The following is a 22,434-nucleotide window of genomic DNA, read 5'->3' as shown; positions in this document are numbered from 1 at the left end:
GCGGCGCCGCCGCCCAGGAAGGACGACGCCTCAGCCGACCCTTCAGCCCACCGCCGCGTAGTCCTCGTACACCTGGTCGTCGGCGAGGGACACCAGTCCCGCGCCCCGCTCGTACTCCATGCGCGCGGTCTCCAGCAGCCGGCGCCAGGAGGTCACGGTCGGCCGCCGGCGCAGCAGTGCGCGGCGCTCACGCTCCGTCATTCCCCCCCAGACGCCGAACTCGACGCGATTGTCGAGCGCGTCGGCGAGACATTCGGTGCGAACCGGGCATCCGGTGCACACCGCTTTGGCCCTGTTCTGCGCTGCTCCCTGAACGAACAGTTCATCCGGATCGGTAGTGCGACAGGCCGCCTGCGCACTCCAGTCGGTTACCCAGCCCATACCGGCGCCGTCCTCTCCCGAATCGAGGCTCCCCCACGGCGGCAGCGGCATATTCACCGCCGCCAGTTGAGGACGTTACGGAAGGTGGGCACGGCGCAACACCCCCAGCGGGCCCAATCTTGAATGGCCCGAACGGACTATGGGTAAGCGGCAGATCACCCGGGGGAGTGAGCTGGCGGCATGCGCGACATTCCCGGCGCATTAGGGCAGTTGCGGTGTGCCGCAATGGACACCAGGTGACACACAGGGTGAATTCAGGCACGTATCCCACACACCCCGACCGCGCGCCCCGACACCACCCGGACCACCCGACCAGAAAAGTCGAGCGGGGCCGGAACGTTTCGGAGCTGCCGGACGTACTGATACGTCGCCGCACCGCTGTGACAGTCGAGAGCAGCTTAGGCCAAGGCATATACGCGTGTCCGGCGAATGAGAACGTAGACACCTCACGTTGCTACGCCTTGCGGCACCGGGGGGCCGTGTTCGACAGCCGGGGTGGCGAACTGCGCCTGAGAGGTCACCGTGCGCGTTGAGGTGTTGCCTGCCCAGGGCCCTCGGATGTCACGATCCTGTATTCGAACATTCCGAGGAGCCCCGCTCCGTCGGATCGCTCATCACTACGGATTAGGCTGCCCCCATGCCAAAGAAGCGCTCGGGCGGTGGTCTGTCGTCAACGCAGCAGGCCGCCAAGTTCCTCGGTGTCAGTGTGCTCGCGGGAGCCGTGATGGCGGGCATCGCACTGCCCGCGGCCGGCGCGCTGGGCCTGGCCGCCAAGGGATCGGCCACGGGGTTCGACGACATCCCGGCCAACCTCAAGCGTCCGCCGCTCAGTCAGCGGACCACGATCCTGGACAACAAGGGCGAGCAGATCGCCCAGGTCTACTCCCGCGACCGTACGGTGGTCCAGCTGAAGGACATCTCGCCGTACATGCAGAAGGCGCTCGTCGCGATCGAGGACTCGCGCTTCTACGAGCACGGCGCGATCGACCTGAAGGGCGTGCTGCGCGCGCTCAACAAGAACGCGCAGAGCGGCGGGGTCTCCCAGGGCGCCTCCACGCTCACCCAGCAGTACGTGAAGAACGTCTTCGTCGAGGAGGCCGGCGACGACCCGACGAAGGTCGCGGAGGCCACCCAGCAGACCATCGGCCGCAAGATCAAGGAACTGAAGTTCGCGATCCAGCTCGAGCAGGACCTGGGCAAGAAGAAGATCCTCGAGAACTACCTGAACATCACGTTCTTCGGCCAGCAGGCCTACGGCGTCGAGGCCGCCGCCCAGCGCTACTTCTCCAAGCGCGCCAAGGACCTGACCCTGCCCGAGGCGGCGCTCCTCGCCGGCATCGTCCAGTCCCCGAGCCGCTACGACCCGGTCAACGACGAGGCCGAGGCCACCAAGCGGCGCGACGTCGTCCTGCAGCGGATGGCCAGTGTCGGCGACATCTCGCAGGCGGAGGCCGACAAGGCCAAGAAGGAACCGCTGGGCCTGAAGGTCACCCAGCCGCGCAACGGCTGCATCACGGCGATCAGGGGCGCGGGCTTCTTCTGCGACTACGTCCGCGAAGTGTTCATGAACGACCCGGTGTTCGGTAAGACCCGGACGGACCGGGCGAAGATCTGGAACCGCGGTGGTCTGACGATCCGCACGACGCTCGACCCTCAGGCACAGGATTCCCTGGGGAAGGCCGTCCGCGACCACGTCAACGCAAGCGACGCCGTGGCCACGGCCGCAACCATCGTCGAGCCCGGCACCGGCAAGATCCTCGCCATGGGCCAGTCCCGTCCGTACGGCTTCGGCAAGAACGAGACCCAGATCAACCTCTCGGTGGACAAGGCCATGGGCGGAGGCGCGGGCTACCAGCCCGGTTCCACGTTCAAGCCGATCGTGGCCGCGGCCGCCATCGAGGGCGGCAAGCCCGCGACTCAGGAGTACTCCTCGCCCTACCGGATGCAGTACCCGAGCCCGGTCGCCGCCTGCGACGGCAAGAACTGGGTGAACACGAAGGGCTCCGATCTCACCAACGAGAACGAGTCGGAGGTCGGCCCGTACGGCATGAAGGAGGCGACCGCCAAGTCGGTCAACACCTACTACGTGCAGCTGATCAGCGACATCGGCATCTGCCCGGTGAAGAACATGGCCGGCAAGCTGGGCGTGCGGCGCGCGGACGGCACACCGATCCAGGAGAACCCGTCGATCGCGCTCGGCACCCAGGAGGTGTCGCCGCTGACCATGGCGAGCGCGTACGCCACGTTCGCCTCCCGCGGCACGTACTGCACACCGATCGCCATAGAGTCGATCACTCAGACCACCGGCAACCAGAAGAAGTCCCTGACCGTCCCGAAGTCGACCTGCTCGCGCGCGATGTCGGAGACCACCGCCGACACGGTCAACACGCTCCTGAAGGGTGTCGTCGAGGACGGTACGGGCACACAGGCCGGCCTCGGCGACCGCGCCAGCGCCGGCAAGACCGGTACGACGGACTTCCGCTTCGCGGCCTGGTTCGTCGGCTACACGCCGAACATGGCGGGCGCGGTCTGGGTCGGCGACCCGGCGCACGAGCGGCGCATGGTCAACATCACCATCGGCGGCACCCCCTATGCGAAGGTCTTCGGTGGCCAGGTCCCCGGCCCCATCTGGCGCGACATGATGTCGGGTGCGCTGGCGGGCAAGGACGCCCCGTCCTTCAACCTCGTGAACATCCCGGACCCCAAGAAGGACAAGGACAAGCACAAGGGCAGGGACCGGGGAGACGGACACGGGAACGGGGGCGACAACGGCGGGAACAACGGCCGTGGCCCCTTCCCGAACCCGTCCATCACGATCCCGGAGGGCTTCTTCCAGGGCCCGAACGGCGGACCGCGGGGCAACGGCAACGGAGGACGCCGCGGCTGACGGGCAGGTGGCCTGACGGGCGGGCGGCGGGGACGCCGTCCTGCGCCTCGGCCACAGCGAAGGGGCGCCGGCGGATGGCAGGCGCCCCTTCGTCGTACGTACCCGGTCCGTCCCCGAGGACCGGCCGGGTCAGCCGGCCAGAAGCTTCTTGACCGCGGCGGCGACACGGCCGCCCTCGGCCTGACCCCCGACCTTGGGGTTCACGATCTTCATGACCGCGCCCATGGCCCGCGGCCCCTCCGCACCGGCGGCCTTCGCCTCCTCCACGGCCTGGGCGACGATCCGGTCGAGCTCCTCGTCGGACATCTGCTTGGGCAGGTACGCGGCGAGCACCTCGCCCTCCGCCTTCTCCCGCTCGGCCGACTCGGCGCGACCACCCTGCTCGAAGGCCTCGGCCGCCTCCCGGCGCTTCTTGGCCTCCTTGGTGATCACCTTGAGGACCTCGTCGTCGGAGAGCTCACGCTTCTCCTTGCCGGCGACCTCCTCCTTGGTGATCGCGGCGAGCGTCAGCCGGAGCGTCGAGGAGCGGAGCTCGTCACGCGCCTTGATCGCGGCGTTGAGGTCATCGTGCAGCTTCGACTTGAGCGTGGTCATGAGTTTGATTGTCGCAGGTACGGCAAGGCTCCCGCGCGCCGATTTACGGAGCCCGGCGGCACGCCGATCCCCGGGCGGAGCCCGCGCGTTGGCGCCGTCGCAGCCCACGGGCGATTTCCGCGCCACGGCATGGGCCTGAGACGATGGACACATGCGCGCGCGATACGGAGTACCCCTGGGCATCACGGCGGTCGCGGCCGCCGGTCTCCTCTACTCGGCGGGGTTCGAAGCCCGCTCTTTCCGCCTGAGGCGGGTGACCGTCCCGGTCCTGCCCTCCGGCATGCGCCCCCTGCGTGTCCTCCAGGTCTCCGACATCCACATGGTCGGCGGCCAGCGCAAGAAGCAGCGCTGGCTGCGCTCGCTCGCCGGACTGCGCCCCGACTTCGTGATCAACACGGGCGACAACCTGTCCGACCCGGAAGGCGTGCCGGAGGTCCTCGACGCCCTCGGCCCGCTGATGGAGTTCCCGGGCGCGTACGTCTTCGGGTCCAACGACTACTACGGCCCCAAGCTGCGCAACCCCGCCCGCTACCTGCTGGAGAAGACGAGCGGCCGGCACGGCCTGAACGGCAACGCGCCCGCCGTCGGGGTGATCCACAACCCGTGGGAGGACCTGCGGGACGGCTTCGACGCGGCCGGCTGGCTCAACCTGACGAACACGCGCGGCACCCTGAAGCTCGAGGGCCTCTCGGTGGAGCTGACGGGCCTGGACGACCCGCACATCAAGCGGGACCGCTACGCCAGGGTGGCGGGTGGCCCGTCCACCGCGGCGGACTTCTCGATGGGCGTGGTGCACGCCCCGTACCTGCGCGTCCTGGACGCCTTCACGGCCGACGGCTACCCCCTGATCCTGGCCGGGCACACCCACGGCGGCCAGCTCTGCATCCCCTTCTACGGCGCCCTGGTCACCAACTGCGACCTGGACACCGGCCGGGTGAAGGGCCTGTCCACCCACACCGCCGAGGGCAGCACGTCCTACCTGCACGTCTCGGCCGGCTGCGGCACCAACCGCTACACCCCGGTCCGCTTCGCCTGCCCGCCGGAGGCGACGCTGCTGACGCTGGTGGGGCGGGAGTGACGCGGTAGCGGTACGGGCCTGGGGGCGGGGCGGCGACGGTTTCTCACCGCACGGCAATCCGTAACCCGCGTAACCCAAACGGGCTACCCGAATCGCCCCCTATGTCCGCCCTCCCTACCGTGAGGGCATGGCCGCCGAGACCCCCGAACTGCCCGAGGTGCCGGAGATACCTCCGACGCCTTCCATACCTCGGGACATACCGGAGCTTCCCGCAGTCCCGGGCATCGTCAAGCTGATGCCCTCCTCCTTCGTCCCCCCGACCGCCGTCATGGCGCCCACCCGCCACCCCGGGGCGGCGGCCTACCGCCTCCTCACTGCCGCGGTGATCACGGCCGCGGTGGCCGTGGAACTGCACCTCGGCTCCCCGGCGCGCGTCCTGAGCGTGTTCGCGATTCAGAGCAACATCCTCCTGGCCCTGGTCCTCTTCCTCTCGGCCCGCAGGGCCCGGGCGGCCCGCCAGCCCCTGCCGGCCACGCTGACCGGAGCGACCGTGCTCTACGCCCTGATCACGGCCCTCGTGCACCACGCGATCCTGGCCCGCACGTCGCCGGCGTTCTCGATCACGGGCGAGCCCGGCACCCACCCGCTCTGGCAGAAGGCCGCCACCGTGATCCTGCTGACGGCGGCCCCGATCGCCGCCCTCCTGGACTGGCTCCTGCTCACCCAGCCCGACCGCCTCCACCTGCGCCAGGCCGCACCGTGGCTGCTCTACCCCCTGGCCTACCTGGTCTTCTCCCTCACCCGCGGCGAACTGCTCCCCGCCGACGCCCCCGATCGCTACCTCCACCCCTTCCTGGACGTCTCCCAGCACGGCTACAAGCACGTCCTGGCCAACGCCCTCCTCCTGGGCCTCGCCTTCTACGCCCTGGCCCTCCTCCTCGTAGCGGTCGACCACACCCGCCCGAACCCGATCCGCCGCCGCTCCAAAACCGGATTTCGCCTCTGGCCACCAGTGGGCTAAAGTAAACGTCGTCGCCGCGACAAGCAGCGACATCGGGGTGTAGCGCAGCTTGGCAGCGCGCTTCGTTCGGGACGAAGAGGTCGTGGGTTCAAATCCCGCCACCCCGACGCTGGTCAGAGGCCGCATACGGATATCCGTATGCGGCCTCTGTCGTGCTCGTGGGGCCAAACAGGGGGCCAACGGATTCTGATCAAGCGTCGCGCTCGGTCGTCTCCCGTGGCCGCGCAAAGATCACATCCATAGCCTCAGCCCCCTCGGTGATGACCGGACGGAGCTGCTTCCGGTAGACGGCCCCCGTCGTCGCCTGGCTGGTGTGCCCGACAAGCTGAGCGATCCGCTCCAGCGGGATGCCGTGGTCCGAGAGCAGCGAGACGAAGCTGTGCCGCAGCTCTCGCGGCGTCCACTCCGGTTCCGGTCCGGCCCTCTTAACGATCCCCTTGAAGTCGCGCCGGACGTTCGCCGCGTCGAGCGACTCCCCGCTCCGGGTCGTGAAGACGCGACCGGTCGGGCTCCACTCCATCCCTCTCGATGCCCGCTCCTGCTTCTGCCACCGCTTGTGCTCGTCGAGGACGGCGACCACCTGCCTTGGCAGAGCGATGGTGCGGCGGCTCTTCCTGGTCTTGGTCTCACCATGCTTGCGCACTGATCGCCATACGGCGACGTGAGGCGGGACGCCATCCGCCGTGTCCAGGAAGACGTGATCCCAGGCGAGGGGCCGCGCCTCTTCCGTGCGTACGCCACTGAGGAGCGAGAGCACGAGATAGGCGTACAGCCGTGACGGGCGCGGCAGTGAGTACGGCTTTCGCCTGCTCCAAGTTCAGCGCCTTGCTCGGACGTCCGCGGCGCCCGTCTACGCCCCGCTCCAGCCCGCGGCGCCCGCGCCGCGCGCTGAGCAATATGCCGCTTGCTGCCAGAGAAGGGGTGCATCGCGGCTGGTGCTACCCCCACCCTCACCGCGGGGGCGCTCCTCATGGATCACCGGATTTCTGTGGGCGAGGCTGACGGGACGGAATCGACGGCCGCCCGGGGCGGCCCACAGCTCGGGGGTGGCCTGCATGCGCGTGCTGGGAGTCAGGAAGCAACAAAGGGACGGATTGCTCAGCGTGAGGCTCAGTGCGATCTGCTGCCGCGGATTACTTTTCGCGGTCCTTCTGTGCGTCACGATCGTTCTTCTACCCGCAGGTTCCGCGGTGGCCCGCCCCGCAGACCTCGCCACCACCGAGGTCTCCTTCGTGGGGGCCGGTGGCGTCGAGTTGCACGGGACGGTGGTGGCTCCGCCATCGCGGGGCACGACTGGGCTGCACCCCGGTCTGGTCATGCTGCCCGGAGCAGGGCCCGGCGAGCGGGCGGAGCTGCGGACCGCCGCGGAGGCCTACGCGCGCCACGGCGTGGTCACCCTGATCTACGACAAGCGAACGACCGGGTACTCGATGGTCCACCGGGACTACTCGGTGCTCGCTGACGACGCTTTGGCCGCCTTCCGCCTCCTGCAGAAGCGGCCGGACGTCGACCGGGGAAAGGTCGGGCTCTGGGGACTCTCGGAGGGAGCATGGTCGGCCTCCCTTGCCGCCAGTCGCTCTGCCGACGTGGCGTTTCTGATCACCGCAGGTGCCGTGGGCCTCACCCCTGCCCGGCAACAGGCCTGGGCCTATGGAGAGTTCCTCCGCCATCACCGGGTGTCCGGTTCCCTGGCAGACACCATGCAGGACACCGCCACCAGGCAGCTGGTCGGTGCGGGGTTGTTTCCCGAGGCCGACTACAACCCGGTGCCCGCGTGGGAACGCGTCCACCAGCCGGTCCTGGCGCTCTGGGGGGTGCTCGACCGCGAGGCAGCTCCCGCGGAGAGCGCCCAGATCATCCGAAAAGCCCTGGCCCGGGGCGGCAACACCCACTACACGATCCGCTTCGTCCCAGCAGTCCGCCACAACCTGAACCTGTCCGAAGGCGACGGCTTCGACCGGCCCTCGGCGCTTCCGGCCGACTACGCCGATTTCGAGTCCTCGTGGATTCAACGGCTGAGCGACGGCGGCGGCCTTCCACCGGTCAGCGTCGACCCCGCTCCACAACAGGACCGGCTCAGCCAGGCGCTCGCCCCGCTGGCCTGGTACGAGTCGTCCTGGCTCCAACTCGTGGCCATCTCGTTGTTCGTTGTCGCCTTCGCCGGGTACCCATTGGTGGGTGCGGTGCGAAAGCTTCGCGGTGACAGGCACCCCGCACCACTGGGCCGGTCGGCCCACTGGCTAGCAGGAGCCGGTCTGGCCGCCTCGGTGGGGACTCTCGGCTACCTCCTGTTCTGCGTCATCACCGCGGCCAACATCATCGGCCCGGTGCTCCTGGGCCGAACGGTGCCCTGGCTCGCCCTCCAGGGCCTGGCGGTCGCCACCGTTGTGGCGGCCGTGTGCACCGCGGTCACGTGGCGGCGCTCTCGGCCTGTGCTGTCACGATCGGAGCGGGCTCGCCTCGGCCTTCTGCTGACCGCTGGAGCCGTATTCGTACCCTGGGCTGTCCAGTGGGGTCTTCTCCTGCCCTGATACCCCTCCCTCGTCTGGGACGCCGCTGAGCAGGCAGGGAACCGACCCTGTGCACGCTCACGGACGCCCCCGGACCAAGATCGGACAACTCGTAATGCGTAGGTCCCGGGTCCTGAGTCCCAAGACGGCTTCACTGAGCCTCAGGCCAGACAGCGTTTGAGCTGGGACTCCGCGTTCAGCGGACGCGGCGACGACGTCGAGCGCGGGCTGAACGCCAAGCCCGGAGCCTCAGCAGCCGTACGACCCGACGCCGCCGGGCCTGACCGATGCGGGCGTCGAGCAGGTCGCGGACGGCGTCGCAGGGGGTGTGCCGCCACGGCGGATTTCCAGGACTTCGCGGACGTCGTCGAGGTGGAGACCGAGGGCGCCCGGCGGATGAAGGTCAGCAGCTCGACATCGGCCGTGTTGCACGCTCCGTGACGGACTGCCACAGAGGTGCGGCTGGGCCCGGGAACAGGTTCACCGGGCGTGCCTGTGCGGCCCGAGCACGATGTGCCGGCTCGGCCGGCAAGAGGAATCAGTTCCGGCCGCTGCCGCCCACGATGACCGGGGTGCCGTTGCCCGAGCCGCAGGGCACGGCGTAGACCGGGTTCTCCTTGGCCGCTTCCCTGTACGCGTCGATGCACTGGTTCATCAGAACCTTGTCGGTCAGAGAGTCGTTGAGGATCTTGTTGGCGCGGGCGATGCCCTCGGCCTCGATCTTGCGGCGCTTGGCCTCCTCTTCCGCCGTGCGGGTTGCCTCGGTGGCCCGCTCGGTGGCCTCCTTTTGCTGGATCTTGCGGTCGATCTGCTTCTGGAGGGCGTCCGAAGGCTTGACGTTGCGCAGGTTCACGGCGGTGATGTGGATACCGCGGGGCGCGAGTCGCTCCTTGATCAACTCGCCGATCTCCGCGTTGATCTTCTCCCGGGCCGAGGCGTAGCCCTGCTCGCTGGTGTAGCGGGCGAAGACGTTCCGGACGATCTCCCGGCTGTCCGGGTAGACCAGTCGCTGCTGAATAGCGTCCTCGCTCCCTGCCAGCCGGTACAGCTCTCCCGCCTTGTCCGGTGTGACCGCCCACTTCACGGTCAGCTCCGCGTACATCACACCGCCCTGGGAGGACCGCACCTCGACGACATCCTTGTCGGAGAGGTTGAGGTCGACCGGACGGGTCGAGAAGGACGTGACATCGGTGAATGGCGCCTTCAGATGCATCCCGGACGTCATCGGCGCACCCACTTTGCCGAACGTCACCGGCACGCCGACCTCGTAGGCGCTGACCACGTACACAGTGCTGGCGATGCCACAGAGCACGCTGCCGAGCAGTGCGGCGCCGGCACCCAGCCGAAGCGGGAACGAGTCTTGGGCACGGGCGACGAAGTACATCACCACGGCGGCGAGAACGAGTAGGCATGACAGTACGAGCACGGTGACTCCCCCCTGAGAGACCCTGAGCGGTACCCCCCGGTACCGCGCGCCAGAGGAGGATATGGCATCCGAAGTGCGGAGAGACCAACGGGCGTTCGCAAGCGGCGTCGCTGCCACGGCGCCGGCCTGCGTGCTGTTGTCCAGCACCTGCGTCGGCATCCTTCCCAACCACATCGCCTGGCCCGCCGCTCCGTTCCCGGTGCCCGCCGATCGCACGTCCGTCGCCCGCACCCAAACGCGGGAAAGGCCCGCCTGCTGGCGGATGCAGGGTGGGCGGCTTGCGGCCGAGCCAGTCGACCTGGTGGCTCCAGGGTCCGCACGGCCCCAGTTCAGGGGGCCAAACGGGGGGCCAAACGGCATGAACGATCGGCGACGGTTCTGGACGTCCACGGACGATGACCACGGCCAACTCCCGGGCCAGCTAAGCGGCTGGGAAGGTCAGGCATGGGGTTGATCGCGTTCGGGACGAAGAGGTCGTGGGTTCAAATCCCGCCACCCCGACAGTGAAGTAACAGGTCAGGGGCCTGATCCGCGAGAGCGGGTCGGGCCCCTGAGTCGTTGTGGGGGCCGTTTCGGGTCTGGTCGGGCGGCGCCTCGGCCGTCATCAGCGGCCGAGGCTCGTTGAGCGTGTCGCGATCGGAAGGCCCTCCTGAGCCGGTGTGCCGCTAAGTCGACGCTCCTGTCACTATGCCCAGCAGCGTGAGCGCCAAGAAGGCCGTGCCCCAGGCCAGTGCGTGGCGTATGCAGCGGTATTTGGTCCAGACGATCTGGGACAGCGCCGCCAGTTGACTCAGGTCGCGGGACACGAGGTCGGTGCGGCGGACCGTCCGCTCGAGGTGCGCGACCGACATCGCGAGCCGCGCGTCGCCGAAGTAGTGGGTGCGGGAGTAGCGGGGGTTTCCGAGCCGTGGGGTCACGGCCAGGCCCAGCAGGACGAGTGCCGGTACGCAGGCGGCGCAGCCCACCCAGAGAAGGAGCTGCGGGACGACGGCGTACTGCCGTGGGGCGATGGCGCCGCTGCCGATCGCGCCGAGCAGGGCGGTCAGGGCCGCGCCCAGGGACGCCAGCATGAGGCCGGCCTTGTTGTCGGCCTTCATGAGTTCCTCACGGGCCTCGGACAGCAGGACCCTGGCGAGTTCCGTGCCGCGGTCGGCTGCGGAGTCGATGGCCGGGTTCGTGTCGGCGTCGCCTCCGGGTGTGGACATGCTTCCCCTCCGTTCCGTAGGTGTCAGGCGGCCGCCCCGGCGTGCGGGGCGGCCGTGGTGCTGTGTTCCTGGTGCAGGCGGGTGCGTCAGACCGTCGACGAGCGGCGGATCTCGTCCTCCAGCGCGTTCACCGCCTGCCGGACCCGGATGTTCATCGCCGCCGTGTGTTCCCGGAACGCCGCCTCCGACTCTGCGCGGTGGCGCCGGACCTCCTGTTCGATGGTGTCCTGGGCGATCTCGAGGTTCGCCATGGCCCGACGCTCGGCGAGCCGGATCTCCTCATCGTGGATCTTGACCGCGCTGTTGCTCGCGCTGGTGAGCATCCGGTCATACGCGGACTCGCCGCTCAAGTACTTCACCAGCACGGGGAGTACGTCGAGGACGACGAACAACAGGCGGACCAGCCAGATGCCCACGAACAGCACCGGGTTCCCGGTCGCAAGTTGATCAAGCGCCCGCATCCGCTCCAGGACACCGATCTCCTTCTGCTTGGCGCGCTCCTGGTCCAGCCGCCGCTCGATGCCGTCGGCCCGGGCTTTGAGGAAGTCGCCCCGTGACGCGGTCTGCTCTGCCTCGATCTTCGAGATGCGGCTGTTCATGCCGGCCAGTCGCTTCTCGTTCTCATCGGTGCGATGGGTGGTCCTGTAGTCCTGTGCCTTGTCGCGCAAGCGCAGGCACTCGGACGTCCGCTGATACAAGCCGGTGGCGGCTATACGGATGAGCCGGCGACACTCGTCCCGTACCTCGGAATCGATGGCCTCCAGCCTGGTGGTATCCCGGTCCACTCGCTTCTGAAGGGCAGCGGCGTCCGAGCGCAAGGCGGTCAGTTCCTCGGCCCGTTCACCGGGCGTCTTGCCGAAGGAGAGGACGTACGTCCTGTCACAGCCCTCCGGGGTGGCCGTCTGCGCCGTGGAGGGTACGGGGTTGCAGCGGACCAGATTCGTGCGCAACTGGTCGAGCGCGTCCGTACGTTCGTCTGCGACGTGCTCTTCGACGGCCGTCTGGAAAATGCGCAGCACCAGGGGCTCTGCGATCACCGCGCCGAGCATCAGGGCGATCAGCAGGCGCGTGAGGAGGGGTCCGACCCGCCGCCGAGCGTTCGGCTGTGGAGTGACCAGCCAGCGGTCGAGGTTGAGCACGAACAGCATCCAGATGACCGTCGGAACGAGGGCCACGAGGGAGACCCTGCCGAGCGCCTCGGTCGCGAAGTTCCACATGGAGAACGCCGCGATGACGGAGGTACCGAGCACCACCCCGCCGAGGGCCGTGTACTTGCTCCGCTCGTACCTGACCCTGGCCAGCAGTTCCTCGTCGACGCCGGTCAGGGTGCGCAGCCGTCGTGCGGCGTCGAAGCCGAAGGGGCGGCGGGTGGTACGGGCACGGGCCCCGTCACCGGTGGTGCGGGCAGCGGGCCCTTCCTCCGTAGTGCGGGCAGCGGGCCCTTCCTCCGTAGTGCGGGCGGTGGCCCGTCTGTTTGCGGTACGCGCGGCAGCATCATCGCCAGTTCCATGGCCATCCGCCGTGCCGGGGGCCGTCACTTGGTTCGTCAGGAAGTCAGTCAAGGAGATCGTCCTCGTCCTTGACGTAACCACCCTGCGGGTCGCGCGAGCCGTTCCGGCTCACTTCCGTGCGACCGGGGCGCGCCGGCCCCGACTCGACCATGCGGGCGGCGCCGGCGGCGGTTCCGACGCCGGGCGCTGCCTGGCCGCCCGTCTCCCGCAGGACCTGTTCCAGGACCTGGTGATAGTCGACGTACTCGCTGCCACCCATCTGCCGCAGCAGTGTCAGCAGCATCTCGCGGCGCATCTGCGCCTCCGCTGTCTCCCGCGACTGTGCGTGAGCCCGCTCCGCCGTCTCGGCCTTGTGGCGGCGGGCCGACTCCTCCTCGGTGATCCGATGGATGCGAGCCGCCGCCTCGGTGACGTCGATCTCCTTCCGGGCGATGCCGAAGGCGTCCACATGGTCGGACCCCTGGGAGAGGAGTTCCGCGATCCGGAGTGCGTCCTGGGTCTCGAAGTCGCGCTGCCCCCGCTGGAGTTCCCAGGAGCGCCGCTCGTCGCGCAGCTTCTGTTCCCAGTCCCGCAGGTCGTCCGACGCGTGCACCTCGGCGCTGACGAACTCCACACTCATGCCCGCGACCCGCGGCGGCACTATCGCGCTGTAGGCGGTCATACGGTGGCCGACCTCGGTCCGTACCGCGTTGACCTCCTCCACGCGGTGGCCGGCGCTCACCCTCGGCAGGTCGCCGTCGCCCATCAGGTAGGCGCGCAGCGCAACGGTGACGTCGATGATGCCCTGCCGGGCGATGACGGTCGGGTCGGTCACCTGGCAGGTGAAGGACGCCCGCACCGTGAAGTTGTCCGCCTCGCTCAACGACGGGAGCGTGCGCTCCACCTCGACCAGGCGCGCCCGGGTGTCGACCAGGCTGACCGAGGAGGCGTCGAGCACGTCGGGGTGGGACGGGTCGAACACCATGCCCTCGGGGAACGGACGGTAGTTGCCGCCGACCCTGAAGACGTAGACCGCGCCGGGCGGCAGATGCGGCACATCGTCGCGACGGCGACGCCGAGACCACCAGGTGCCCTCGACCGTGGCCAGGATGTGCTCGGCGATGACCGGGTAGTTCACTTGCTTCGGCCTCCTTGAGCAGAAGTGAAGGGAGGGGTGGGGATGAGGGACGCGGTGGAGCGCCGAGGGTCCGCCGGGGGTCGGCCGCGTAGCGATCCGAGAAGCACCTGAGCCAGTTGGCGAGCTCCGGGGATCGCATAGTCGGGGTGCTTCAAGGCGATGGACAGGTGCCGGCACAGCGCGGCCCACTGACGCCCGCTCATGGCGTTCCGCATGGCCTCGCCGAGTTCGCGTACGACACCGGTGACGCAGGGGTCGTCCCGCAGTTGCACCAGCGTCCGGCACAGCGCGCCGACCGCCCGGCTCCGGTTGCCGCCGTGCAGGACATCCGCCCACAGGGACCCGAGGTGGCGGGCGCTGTCCGGGACGGTGCGCAGGAGTGCCGCCGTGACGGGTTCGGGGGCCTCCAGCCGCTCGGCTTCCAGGAGCTGAACGGCGATCCGCAGCGCGATCGACCGCTCCCGGGACCTCGGCGCCGCCTTGGCGATCACAGTTCGTACGTACCGGAGGATGAACAGCGCGCGTTCCGGGTCCTGTTCGGCGGTCTGCAGCAGCAGGACCAGCGAACGGCGGGCCGAGAACGCGATCCGCTCCCCGCGCTGCGTCAGGAACCAGAGTCGGTTGAGCGCCTCCAGGCGATAAAGGGAGCCCAGGCGGCCCGTCAGCGCCATGGCCGCCGTCACGGCACGGCCCTGCCCACTGTTGTCCGTCCAACTCAAGGCAATGTTGAGGGCCTGCGGCGCAAGATGCTCCACGTCGCACATGAACTGCAGCGTCAGCGCGGCGGTCACCCGCTGGTTGGTGAGTCCTTCGGACCACACCTTCAACATGTTCTCGTCGACCTCGACGAGCGCGTGCCGGGCCAGGAGCGCGACGCCGCGAGCCACCTCTGTGCGAGTGTCCAGGTCGCCCCACCGGGCCAGCTCGCCCAGCCATTGGCGCAGCGGGTACCAGAGCGCGTAACCGTACAGGTCGTGCAGCTCCGCGATGACGAGCTCACGGATGCGCGGCGAGGTGAAGACCAGGCACCGCTCACTGCGCCCGGCATCCTGGCTCGGGCCGAGTCGGAACTCGGTTGTCACGAGTCCCACCGCCCGTTCTCGCCACCGGGCCCGGGACTGGTCGGTCACGGCACCGCTCAACGGTGCTCCGGTCGAGCCGTCCGGCTCCGCGACCGGCGTCTCGCCGCTCTGCTCCCAGTTGCGCACATGAGCGGCGAGCGCGGCGCACTCCTTCTCGAACGTCCGCTCCGGGATGCCCTCCAGGAAGGCCAGGGCTGCGAGCGGGAGCAGATCGTCCGCCGCCGGCCGCTTGCGGAACCACTCCTGGACCCGCTCCCGGTGCCGGTCCCGCAAGGTGTCCAGCGCTGCCTCCGCGCCGTCCCGGGCCAGGGCCACGGCCGCTTCGACCACGTCCGCCGGTCGTCGCTGTTCGCCGACCCGTTCCAGCAGCTCCTTCTCGATGTCCGGGTCAAGACCGATGTGCGGCAGCTGCCCCTTGCAGTGGTCGAACAGCTCATCGGGGTTCGGGGCCCGCCAGGGCACGCAGTGGTCGCGCAGCGCCAGCCGCCGGCGAGCCGTGTCGCCTGCCGTGATCACCAGGTACGACCCGTTGCGGCCGAGTTCCTCGCTCAACCGCCCGATCTCGTACGCCTGTACGGCCTCGGCACGCAGCTCGCCGACGTAGTCGAGGATGACGTACCCCTGACCCGGCTTGAGGTCCCGCGACACGACCAGCTCCGCGAGGGCGTTGGCGGGCGACAGGCTGCGCAGCCTGGCCTCCGCACCCAAGATCTCCCTGAGCAGGGCGAGGGAGCCTGCGCCCCGGCCGCAGTTGTCCTGACCGGTCAGCACAACGAGAGCGTCCTCGCGCAGTTTGCCGAGCGCCTCGTCGAAGCAGGGCTGCGGCGGGAGGTAGAACCGCAGGGCGCGGTCCCTCTCCTCGGGCTCGATGGTGCCGGGGGCGAGACCGGGGGACGAGACGGCACCGAAGCCGAACGCCGCCCCGGAGGCGTCGACGACACCGTAGAAGTTGTTGTTGACGAGCTGCTGGACGCGACGCAGATCGTCGTAACCCCGGTCGTCCTCCTCGCGGTCGTCCGGTTCCTGACACCGCTCGGAAGCCGCGTCGGGTCCGGCACCCGGGCCGAGGGCGTCCTCCCCGGCTTCTGGCACACCGCGGGCGTCGTCCGGTGCGGACGGTGCGACGTCCTCGTCGGGAGCGGGTACGGGCGGCACGGCCGGCCCGTCGTCCCGGTCCGGTTCGTCAGCCACCGGCGCTCCCGAAGCCGAAGACGGCACCCCGGGCGTCCACAGGGCCGGCGACATTGGTGACGTTGATCTGGTCGGCCCGGTACTCGTTGCTGATCCCCGACCCGCCGGCTCCGCCCGCGGCGGGCGGTCCGGGCCGGACCGCCGCGGGCTCCCCCGACGCCAGGTCCACGGGCTTCCCCGTCTCCGCGGACCTGGGCTCGTGTGAGGCGACGGCCGGCACGCCGAGCACGGGTACGCGCAGCCAGGCCGTGGCCTCGTACTCCTTTACCTGGACGGTGACGCGGGTGAAGTCTCCCGGGGTCAGGGTCGTGTGACCGCCCGCCACCGTGGACCGGAAGACTTCGTCGGACAGCAGCAGCACCAGGTCGGCCCCGGGATGCGCGGCCAGGGCGTCGTAGAGCGGACGCGCGTTCAGCAGGCGCGCCGTGGCCACCACTGCCGTGCCGGCGAAGCCGTTGTCGGCCAGCTCCACGAGTCCCTGGTGGATGACGGCCCGCAGCCGCATGCGGGCCTCGGGAACTCGCTGGGCGTTGTACTCGCGCAGCTCGGCGACTAGATGGCGGATGTAGTCGTCGACCAGACGCGGTTCCTTACCGTCGACGGGCCGCACCGCCAGTTGCTCGTCGCCCTTGCGTTGGATCTGCCACTGTGCGCGGTCCAGGCCGGCGCCCCTGGCAGCGCGGTCGAGGAGCCTCGGCAGATCGTGCTGGATTTCGGACTGCCTACGGTCGTTGTTGCTTCCGTAGGCCTGTGCGTCCACGGCTATGCAGGTGCAGGGATGGAAGTCAGGCCACGCAGCCACCCGATCATTTCCTCTCTGGGCAGGCGGTGGGCAGACACTGCCCACGAAGTGCTGCCCGAGAGGCTAGGAGAGAGTGCGTGAGGTGATCCCGTATCAGTACGGGTTGTCAGCAACAACTTTGGCGAATTCGAGCAACTTCGGAACGTCACAGATGGTTATGTTTCGGTAACTGCGCTCCACCAGCCCCTGAGCTGTCAGCGTGGCCAGGCTCTTTTCGGCCGTGTTGAGCTTCAGGCCGGCCAGCGACGCGAGCTCCCTCTGCGTCAGCGTCACGCCGAGGTCGCACCGCCTGCCGTCGCTGTCCGGCGCGGGCTGGGCGTAGCCCTGGCACAACTCGGCCAGGACCCGGGCCAGCCGGGTCAGCGAGTCGTAGGCCTGGAAGTCGATCCGTCGCCGGTTGGCCCAGCGCAGCCGGGCGCACAGCATGTGAAGGACGGCTCGCATGGCGTCCGGGTGGCGGGAGAGAAAGGTCTCCAGCGCCCGCATCTGGATGATCCGCGCAGTTACGTCACTGCACGCGACCACCGTGCCGGACCTGGGGCGCTCTTCGAAGGCCGCCATCTCACCGACCAGGTCACCCGCTATGCGGACGGCGAGCAGCATGTCGTAACCGCTCTCCGCGCTGGCGACGATCTTCACGACTCCGCTCGTGATCAACAGGACGTGCCGACTCTCGTCGCCCTGCTGGAGCAGGGCGCGATGCGGTGGATAGGTCATCAGGGTGCCCTGGCTCAGGAGTTCTTCCCGCGTCGCGTCCCGCAACCGGCCGAGAAATGTGGACGGCGGCCATGCGTGATTCACCAGCACCCCCGACGATCTCACTCCGCGGCGCGGCACGCCGCCCAAGCCTGACCATGCTGCCGTCGAGCCGAGGGCCGGCAAACAGACAGGACGGGATGTGGCCTGTTTTCTTGCTTCTCAGCCAGAATCGACCGAACATGCATGCGACACGCGGGGAAAAATTGACCTGATCGCGATCTTTCGCACGCCGGCACACTGGAGTACTCGACGGTCGGTGATCGAGGCCCCACCAAGAGTCATCCGGCAGCGCCTCGGCGAACTCCTGAGCGAAAAACCGGGCGCGAGAATTCGGTGATCGGGAAAGCTTCGCGGGGGCCGAATTCTCTCGTCCGGACCTCCGGTCGGATACAGGTGAAGTGCCCGGAAGAGGCCCGCATTCACTAAGCGGTGATTGATCTCCGCGCTGCCTCAGGGCGGGCTGATCTGCAATATTCACGCCCTCGCCACAACCTGGTCGAACATTCGCACCCTCTCCACAAACGACCGGCTCAGGCCCGTACTGGACGGGATCATGAGACCTAATCGCGATCAAAGGCCCCGCTGTCGGCCGGCAAATATCCGGACATCAGAGGCAGGCGAGCAGATCTTTCGCGTGGCGCAGCTCACTGAGCAATGTCAAGCGGTTCGGCCGGAAAACTCGTTCGGGTTGCCCGGGGCACCCGGGAAGTGGTTCCATCACGGCTGAACGCGGTGACTGGCAGTCACAATACGGCTCTGTGCCGATATTCCCCCGACGTATTGAGATCGTCGAGCGGGCGCGGCAAGGACAAGAACCAGGAAACGGCGACCCCCCTTGTGAACGGGCGGTCTGCGCCGGTCAGGAGGGAGCAACGTGGGTTGCTCGCACGCCGTGGGATGCCCGCTTTTCCCCCTGCTCAGGGCGAGCTTGCAGGGTTGGCGCGACTACTACTGCGACAGCGCGGACCAGTGGCACGACTGCGCCCGCTACCAGTTGTCGCTCACCGGCGAGCGCGTGCCGATCAGCCTGCTGCCCAACGGAGCGACCGCGCGGCACCTCGAAGGCACGGCCGGTGCGAACCGGTCCAGCGCGACCAACCCCACGCAGGCACCCCGGCAGGCTCCGCAGCCGCAGCCCGACGCGTGGTCCCGGCCGGTACCGGCCGGACCGCCTGAGCCGGCGTCACCTGGTCCCGGACAACCGGAGGGCACGGCCTGGTTCGGGGCGGCACCGCCCCCAGCACCGCACCCGGCACCGGTCCCGTCTTACCAACCGTCACCCCACACACCGACTCCCCACCCCTCGAACCGCCCTGCTCGGCACACGGCGCAGGCCTCCCGCGCGAAGCGCGGCTTGTGGGGTCGGCTCGCCGACTGGATGAGAGGTCCGGCATGAACTACTGGCCCTGGTGGGCGGGCGCGGTCGGGCTCGCTCTGGTCACCGTCAACTACACCCTCACCACCGATCGTTCCTTCGGGGTGTCGTCGGCCTGGGACCGTGTGCTGCACTGGCGCAGCGAACGCCGTCTCGAGCAGATGGACGACGAGTTCGCCGACGATCAGGAGCTCGCCGAAGCGCTCGCCGCGGCCACCGCCGAGCACTTCGGAACGCTGCCCGGTGCACCGGCCTCGCCCCAGGCCCCGTACGCAGAGTCCCAGCCCCCGTACGCGGACCCGCAGGCCTCGTACGCGGACCTGCACCCGTACACGGACCGGCAGGCCCCGTACGCAGCACCGCAGCCGCCGGCGCCGGACGTCGAACCCGTGGCGCCGGAGGGTTCCTCGGTCACGAGCCAGCGCCCGGCCCCTCTGGTCACCCAGGCCGCCCTGCTGGTGTCGATCTTCCTGGGCGGACTGATCGCGTCGCTCGCGTCCGGGCGGTTCGAGCTCCGCTACGACATGGGCCCGGGTTTCCGCGATCTGGTCACCAGCGATCCGATCACCATGGTCGTCCTGTTGTTCCTCGGCGGCGTGCTGGTCGGCTTCGGCACCCGGCTGGCCGGCGGGTGCAGCTCCGGCCACGGACTGAACGGCTGCGGCCGGCTGCGCCCGGTCAGCATCGTCGCGACCGCCGTGTTCTTCGGCACCGCCGTCGGGGTGTCGTTCCTCCTGTGGAAGGTGATCTGATGCGTACCCGGGGCGCGATTCTGCTGGCCAACATCATCACCGGACTGGCCCTCGGCTTCACGGTCTCCAACATCGGCTTCGGCGACTACGCCGAGCTGAACCGCATGTTCACCTTCCAGGACCTGCGGATGTTCCTGTCCTTCGCGGGCGCCGTCGCAATCATCGTGGTCGCGTTCGCCCTGCTGCGGGTGCGCCGGACCCCCGGGCGGATCCACGCCGGTGTGATCCCCGGCGCGGTGTTGTTCGGTACGGGGTGGGCGATCTCGGGTGGCTGCCCGGCTATCCCGATCATCCAGGTCGCCGGCGGTTACCTGCCCGCCCTGGTGACCATCGCCGGCGTCGCCGTCGGTATCTGGCTGTGCCGCTGGGCCAACGCCCGCTTCTTCCACCTGGACCGCGGCTCCTGCGGGCTGTAACCAGGTCGACCGGCCTGTGCTCATGTCCTGACGCACCGCGCACCGTGAGGTCCCGCCGTCACTGGGAACGGCGGGACCTCGCGCGGTCTCCGGCAGAGAAGCGAGGATGTTTGCCGCGTTTTGACCTAAATCGCCATCCGATTCCCGGTCTTGGACGTATCCACTCAGAGACAAGTTCCAGCAGGAGGAATTATGGCGATCTTCAACGCACTCTTCCCCACGCTGAACCGGGACTACGGTGAACGCGGCGGTGGCGGCGGACACGGCGGCGGCGGACACGGCGGCGGACGCGGCGGACGCGGCGGACGCGGCGGACGCGGCGGACGCGGCGGACGCGGCGGCGGCTACGGACGTGGCGGCGGCTACGGACGCGGCGGAGGCTACGGCCGCGGTGGACGCTACTAACAGCGACACGGAGCGGAGCGGACCGGTGCCCGAAGGAGCCGGTCCGCTCCGTCGGCATGTCCTGAGGCGTCTACTGTCCGTGGTCACGGACGCCGACGACGTGGTGGCTGCCGCCCCGCCGCTGCCGCCGCGCGAGATCTTCCGGCGTTTCTGGCCCTATACCAGCGGGCGCCGACGCTGGCTTCTGCCGCTCGTCCTGCTCAGTCTGACGGGGCCCGTCATCGACGCGGCCGAACTGTGGCTCTTCAAGGTCATGGTGGACGAGGTACTCGTCCCGCGGGACCTCCACCCCTTCGTCTGGATCGCGCCGACGTATGTCGGACTCATCGTCGTCGGCGGCATCCTGGGCTTCGCCGACGAAGTGACCTCCGCGTACGTCAGTGAACGCTTCCTGCTCGCCCTGCGCTCCGACGTCTTCCGGCACCTCCAGGGGCTGTCGCTCAGGTTCTTCGAACGGCGGCGGCTGGGGGACGTGCTGTCGCGGATCACGGGGGACGTGGACGCCGTCGAAACGTTCCTGCTCTCGGGCGTCGTGGACGTGCTCTACGACGTGGTCCGGCTGGGCATCTTCCTCGGCCTGCTCTTCTACCTGAGCTGGGACCTCACGCTCATCGCGATCGTCATCGTGCCGCTGTTCTGGGGCGCCGCCGTCCACTTCTCGCGGCTGATCAAGCAGGCGTCGCGCGAGCGCAGGCGCCGCAGCGGCTCGCTCAGCGCGGTCGCCGAGGAGTCGCTGGGCAACATGACCCTGGTGCAGGCGTACAACCGGCAGGACTGGGAGCAGCGCCGCTTCGAGCGGGAGAACCTGGGCCGTTTCCACGCCGCGATGGCCTCGACGCGGATCGGGGCGGTCTACGAGCCGCTCGTGGAGCTCATCGAGGTGTGCGGCGGCGTCGCCGTCATGGCGCTCGGCACCTGGCAGCTCGCGCAGGGGCACCTCACACTGGGCGGGCTGCTGGTCTTCCTGGCGCTGATCGGCAAGCTCTACAGCCCGGTCCGTGACCTGTCCCATCTCGGCGCCACCTTCTACTCCGCCTCCGCCTCCGCCGAGCGCATAGCGGAGCTGCTGGACCAGCGGCCCGAGGTCCGGGAGGCCGCGGATGCCCGGCGGATCGGCCGGGCGCGCGGCGAGGTCGAGTTCGACGGCGTGTCCTTCCGCTATCCGGACACGTCCTGCTGGGCGCTGTCCGACGTGTCGTTCCACGTCCACCCCGGCGAGACCCTGGCCCTGGTGGGAGCGAGCGGGGCCGGGAAGTCCACGGTGGCCAAGTTGCAACTGCGGTTCTACGACCCCGACCAGGGCGCTGTCCGCCTCGACGGCACCGATCTGCGGGAGCTGCTCCTGTCCGACGTGCGCGACAACGTCGCGGTGGTGCTGCAGGAGACGCTGGTCCTGCACGGCACGGTGCGGGAGAACATCGCCTACGGCCGGCCCGACGCGACCGACGCCGAGATCGTGGAGGCGGCCCGCGCCGCGGACGCCGACGAGTTCATCCGGCTGCTCCCGGAGGGTTACGACACCGTGGTCGGCCAGCGCGGCCAGACACTGTCCGGCGGACAGCGCCAGCGGCTGGCCATCGCCCGCGCGATGATCAGGGACGCGCCCGTACTGCTCCTGGACGAGCCCACCACCGGCCTGGACATGCAGTCGAGCCGCCGGATCATGGACCCGTTGCGCCGACTCATGGCCGGCCGGACGACCATCGTCATCTCCCACAACCTGCTCACGGTCCGCGACGCCACCCGGATCGTGGTGCTCGATCACGGCCGGGTCACCGAGTCCGGGACCCACGACGAGCTGTTCGTGCGCGGCGGCACATACGCTCGGCTGCACCGGCTGCACAACATGGCCTCGTCCGCCGGGCCCCCGTCGCAGGGCACGGTGCTGTCATGACCGCCGTCACGCAGACGGCCGTGGAGCCGCCGCTGCCCGCGGGCTCCGGCGGACCGGCCCACACTCCCCGAACTGGTCACGGCTCTGG

Annotated in this window: 17 protein-coding genes and 1 tRNA gene; 8 read left to right on the top strand and 10 right to left on the bottom strand. The window is 69.2% G+C overall.

Annotation, left to right across the window (positions count from 1 at the left end; all coding sequences use genetic code 11):
• Positions 1–42: 42 nt before the first annotated feature.
• Positions 43–381, bottom strand: coding sequence for a WhiB family transcriptional regulator (locus ACIQFZ_RS19285; RefSeq protein ID WP_172632898.1), 339 nt, complete (start codon positions 379–381; stop codon positions 43–45).
• Between the two features lie 637 nt (positions 382–1,018).
• Between ACIQFZ_RS19285 and ACIQFZ_RS19280 the strand changes: the two genes are divergently transcribed.
• Positions 1,019–3,268, top strand: a complete 2,250-nt coding sequence (locus ACIQFZ_RS19280) for a transglycosylase domain-containing protein (protein ID WP_376652410.1) — start codon at positions 1,019–1,021, stop codon at positions 3,266–3,268.
• Between the two features lie 129 nt (positions 3,269–3,397).
• Here ACIQFZ_RS19280 and ACIQFZ_RS19275 read toward each other — a convergent pair whose 3' ends face one another.
• Positions 3,398–3,862, bottom strand: a complete 465-nt coding sequence (locus ACIQFZ_RS19275; protein ID WP_402691754.1) for a GatB/YqeY domain-containing protein — start codon at positions 3,860–3,862, stop codon at positions 3,398–3,400.
• A 151-nt stretch (positions 3,863–4,013) separates the two neighbouring features.
• Here ACIQFZ_RS19275 and ACIQFZ_RS19270 point away from each other — a divergent pair, with 151 nt between their 5' ends.
• The 3 genes from ACIQFZ_RS19270 (at position 4,014) to ACIQFZ_RS19260 (ending at position 6,008) form a co-directional block, all read left to right on the top strand.
• Positions 4,014–4,940: a metallophosphoesterase gene (locus ACIQFZ_RS19270; RefSeq protein WP_365432276.1), complete on the top strand. Its 927-nt coding sequence runs from the start codon at positions 4,014–4,016 to the stop codon at positions 4,938–4,940.
• 127 nt (positions 4,941–5,067) lie between these two features.
• Positions 5,068–5,901 carry a Pr6Pr family membrane protein gene (locus ACIQFZ_RS19265; RefSeq protein WP_376652411.1) on the top strand — a complete coding sequence of 278 codons (834 nt, stop codon included), beginning with the start codon at positions 5,068–5,070 and terminating at the stop codon, positions 5,899–5,901.
• A 33-nt stretch (positions 5,902–5,934) separates the two neighbouring features.
• A tRNA-Pro gene (locus ACIQFZ_RS19260) sits at positions 5,935–6,008 on the top strand.
• Positions 6,009–6,091: 83 nt separating this feature from the next.
• Here ACIQFZ_RS19260 and ACIQFZ_RS19255 read toward each other — a convergent pair.
• Entirely contained in the window at positions 6,092–6,658 is a 567-nt protein-coding gene (locus tag ACIQFZ_RS19255) for a site-specific integrase (protein WP_402691753.1), read from the bottom strand.
• Between the two features lie 433 nt (positions 6,659–7,091).
• On the opposite strand from ACIQFZ_RS19255, the gene ACIQFZ_RS19250 reads away from it, so the two are divergent.
• Positions 7,092–8,432 (top strand): alpha/beta hydrolase family protein, encoded by a 1,341-nt coding sequence (locus ACIQFZ_RS19250; RefSeq protein WP_402691752.1) that lies wholly within the window; start codon positions 7,092–7,094, stop codon positions 8,430–8,432.
• 517 nt (positions 8,433–8,949) lie between these two features.
• Here ACIQFZ_RS19250 and ACIQFZ_RS19245 read toward each other — a convergent pair.
• The 7 genes from ACIQFZ_RS19245 to ACIQFZ_RS19215 all read right to left on the bottom strand — a co-directional run bounded on the left by ACIQFZ_RS19245 (position 8,950) and on the right by ACIQFZ_RS19215 (position 17,582).
• Positions 8,950–9,837, bottom strand: coding sequence for a prohibitin family protein (locus ACIQFZ_RS19245; protein WP_383055776.1), 888 nt, complete (start codon positions 9,835–9,837; stop codon positions 8,950–8,952).
• A gap of 665 nt (positions 9,838–10,502) precedes the next feature.
• Positions 10,503–11,042: a Pycsar system effector family protein gene (locus ACIQFZ_RS19240; protein WP_402691751.1), complete on the bottom strand. Its 540-nt coding sequence runs from the start codon at positions 11,040–11,042 to the stop codon at positions 10,503–10,505.
• Positions 11,043–11,128: 86 nt separating this feature from the next.
• Positions 11,129–12,604, bottom strand: a complete 1,476-nt coding sequence (locus ACIQFZ_RS19235) for a DUF4407 domain-containing protein (protein WP_402691750.1) — start codon at positions 12,602–12,604, stop codon at positions 11,129–11,131.
• On the bottom strand, positions 12,597–13,670 hold the full coding sequence (locus ACIQFZ_RS19230) for a hypothetical protein (protein WP_376652458.1): 1,074 nt from the start codon (positions 13,668–13,670) through the stop codon (positions 12,597–12,599). Before ACIQFZ_RS19230 ends, ACIQFZ_RS19235 begins: the two co-directional genes overlap by 8 nt.
• Positions 13,667–15,943, bottom strand: coding sequence for a hypothetical protein (locus ACIQFZ_RS19225; protein ID WP_365429901.1), 2,277 nt, complete (start codon positions 15,941–15,943; stop codon positions 13,667–13,669). Before ACIQFZ_RS19225 ends, ACIQFZ_RS19230 begins: the two co-directional genes overlap by 4 nt.
• Entirely contained in the window at positions 15,936–16,745 is an 810-nt protein-coding gene (locus ACIQFZ_RS19220) for a hypothetical protein (protein ID WP_402691749.1), read from the bottom strand. Before ACIQFZ_RS19220 ends, ACIQFZ_RS19225 begins: the two co-directional genes overlap by 8 nt.
• Before the next feature lie 93 nt (positions 16,746–16,838).
• Positions 16,839–17,582, bottom strand: a complete 744-nt coding sequence (locus ACIQFZ_RS19215) for a Crp/Fnr family transcriptional regulator (RefSeq protein WP_376652477.1) — start codon at positions 17,580–17,582, stop codon at positions 16,839–16,841.
• A 1,314-nt stretch (positions 17,583–18,896) separates the two neighbouring features.
• On the opposite strand from ACIQFZ_RS19215, the gene ACIQFZ_RS19210 reads away from it, so the two are divergent.
• The 3 genes from ACIQFZ_RS19210 (at position 18,897) to ACIQFZ_RS19200 (ending at position 22,346) form a co-directional block, all read left to right on the top strand.
• Complete coding sequence (locus ACIQFZ_RS19210; RefSeq protein WP_383055772.1) at positions 18,897–19,631, top strand: YeeE/YedE family protein; 735 nt, start codon at positions 18,897–18,899, stop codon at positions 19,629–19,631.
• A complete protein-coding gene (locus ACIQFZ_RS19205) occupies positions 19,631–20,047 on the top strand; it encodes a YeeE/YedE thiosulfate transporter family protein (protein ID WP_326803415.1) in 417 nt (138 codons plus the stop codon). The genes ACIQFZ_RS19210 and ACIQFZ_RS19205 overlap by 1 nt, the downstream gene beginning before the upstream one ends.
• A 250-nt stretch (positions 20,048–20,297) precedes the next feature.
• Positions 20,298–22,346: an ABC transporter ATP-binding protein gene (locus ACIQFZ_RS19200; protein ID WP_383055770.1), complete on the top strand. Its 2,049-nt coding sequence runs from the start codon at positions 20,298–20,300 to the stop codon at positions 22,344–22,346.
• Positions 22,347–22,434: the final 88 nt, after the last annotated feature.

The organism is Streptomyces sp. NPDC093064 (assembly GCF_044754605.1).
GTDB lineage: Bacteria > Actinomycetota > Actinomycetes > Streptomycetales > Streptomycetaceae > Streptomyces.
The sequence above is the reverse complement of the archived record's forward strand: the minus strand, read 5'-3'. Positions and strand labels throughout refer to the sequence as shown.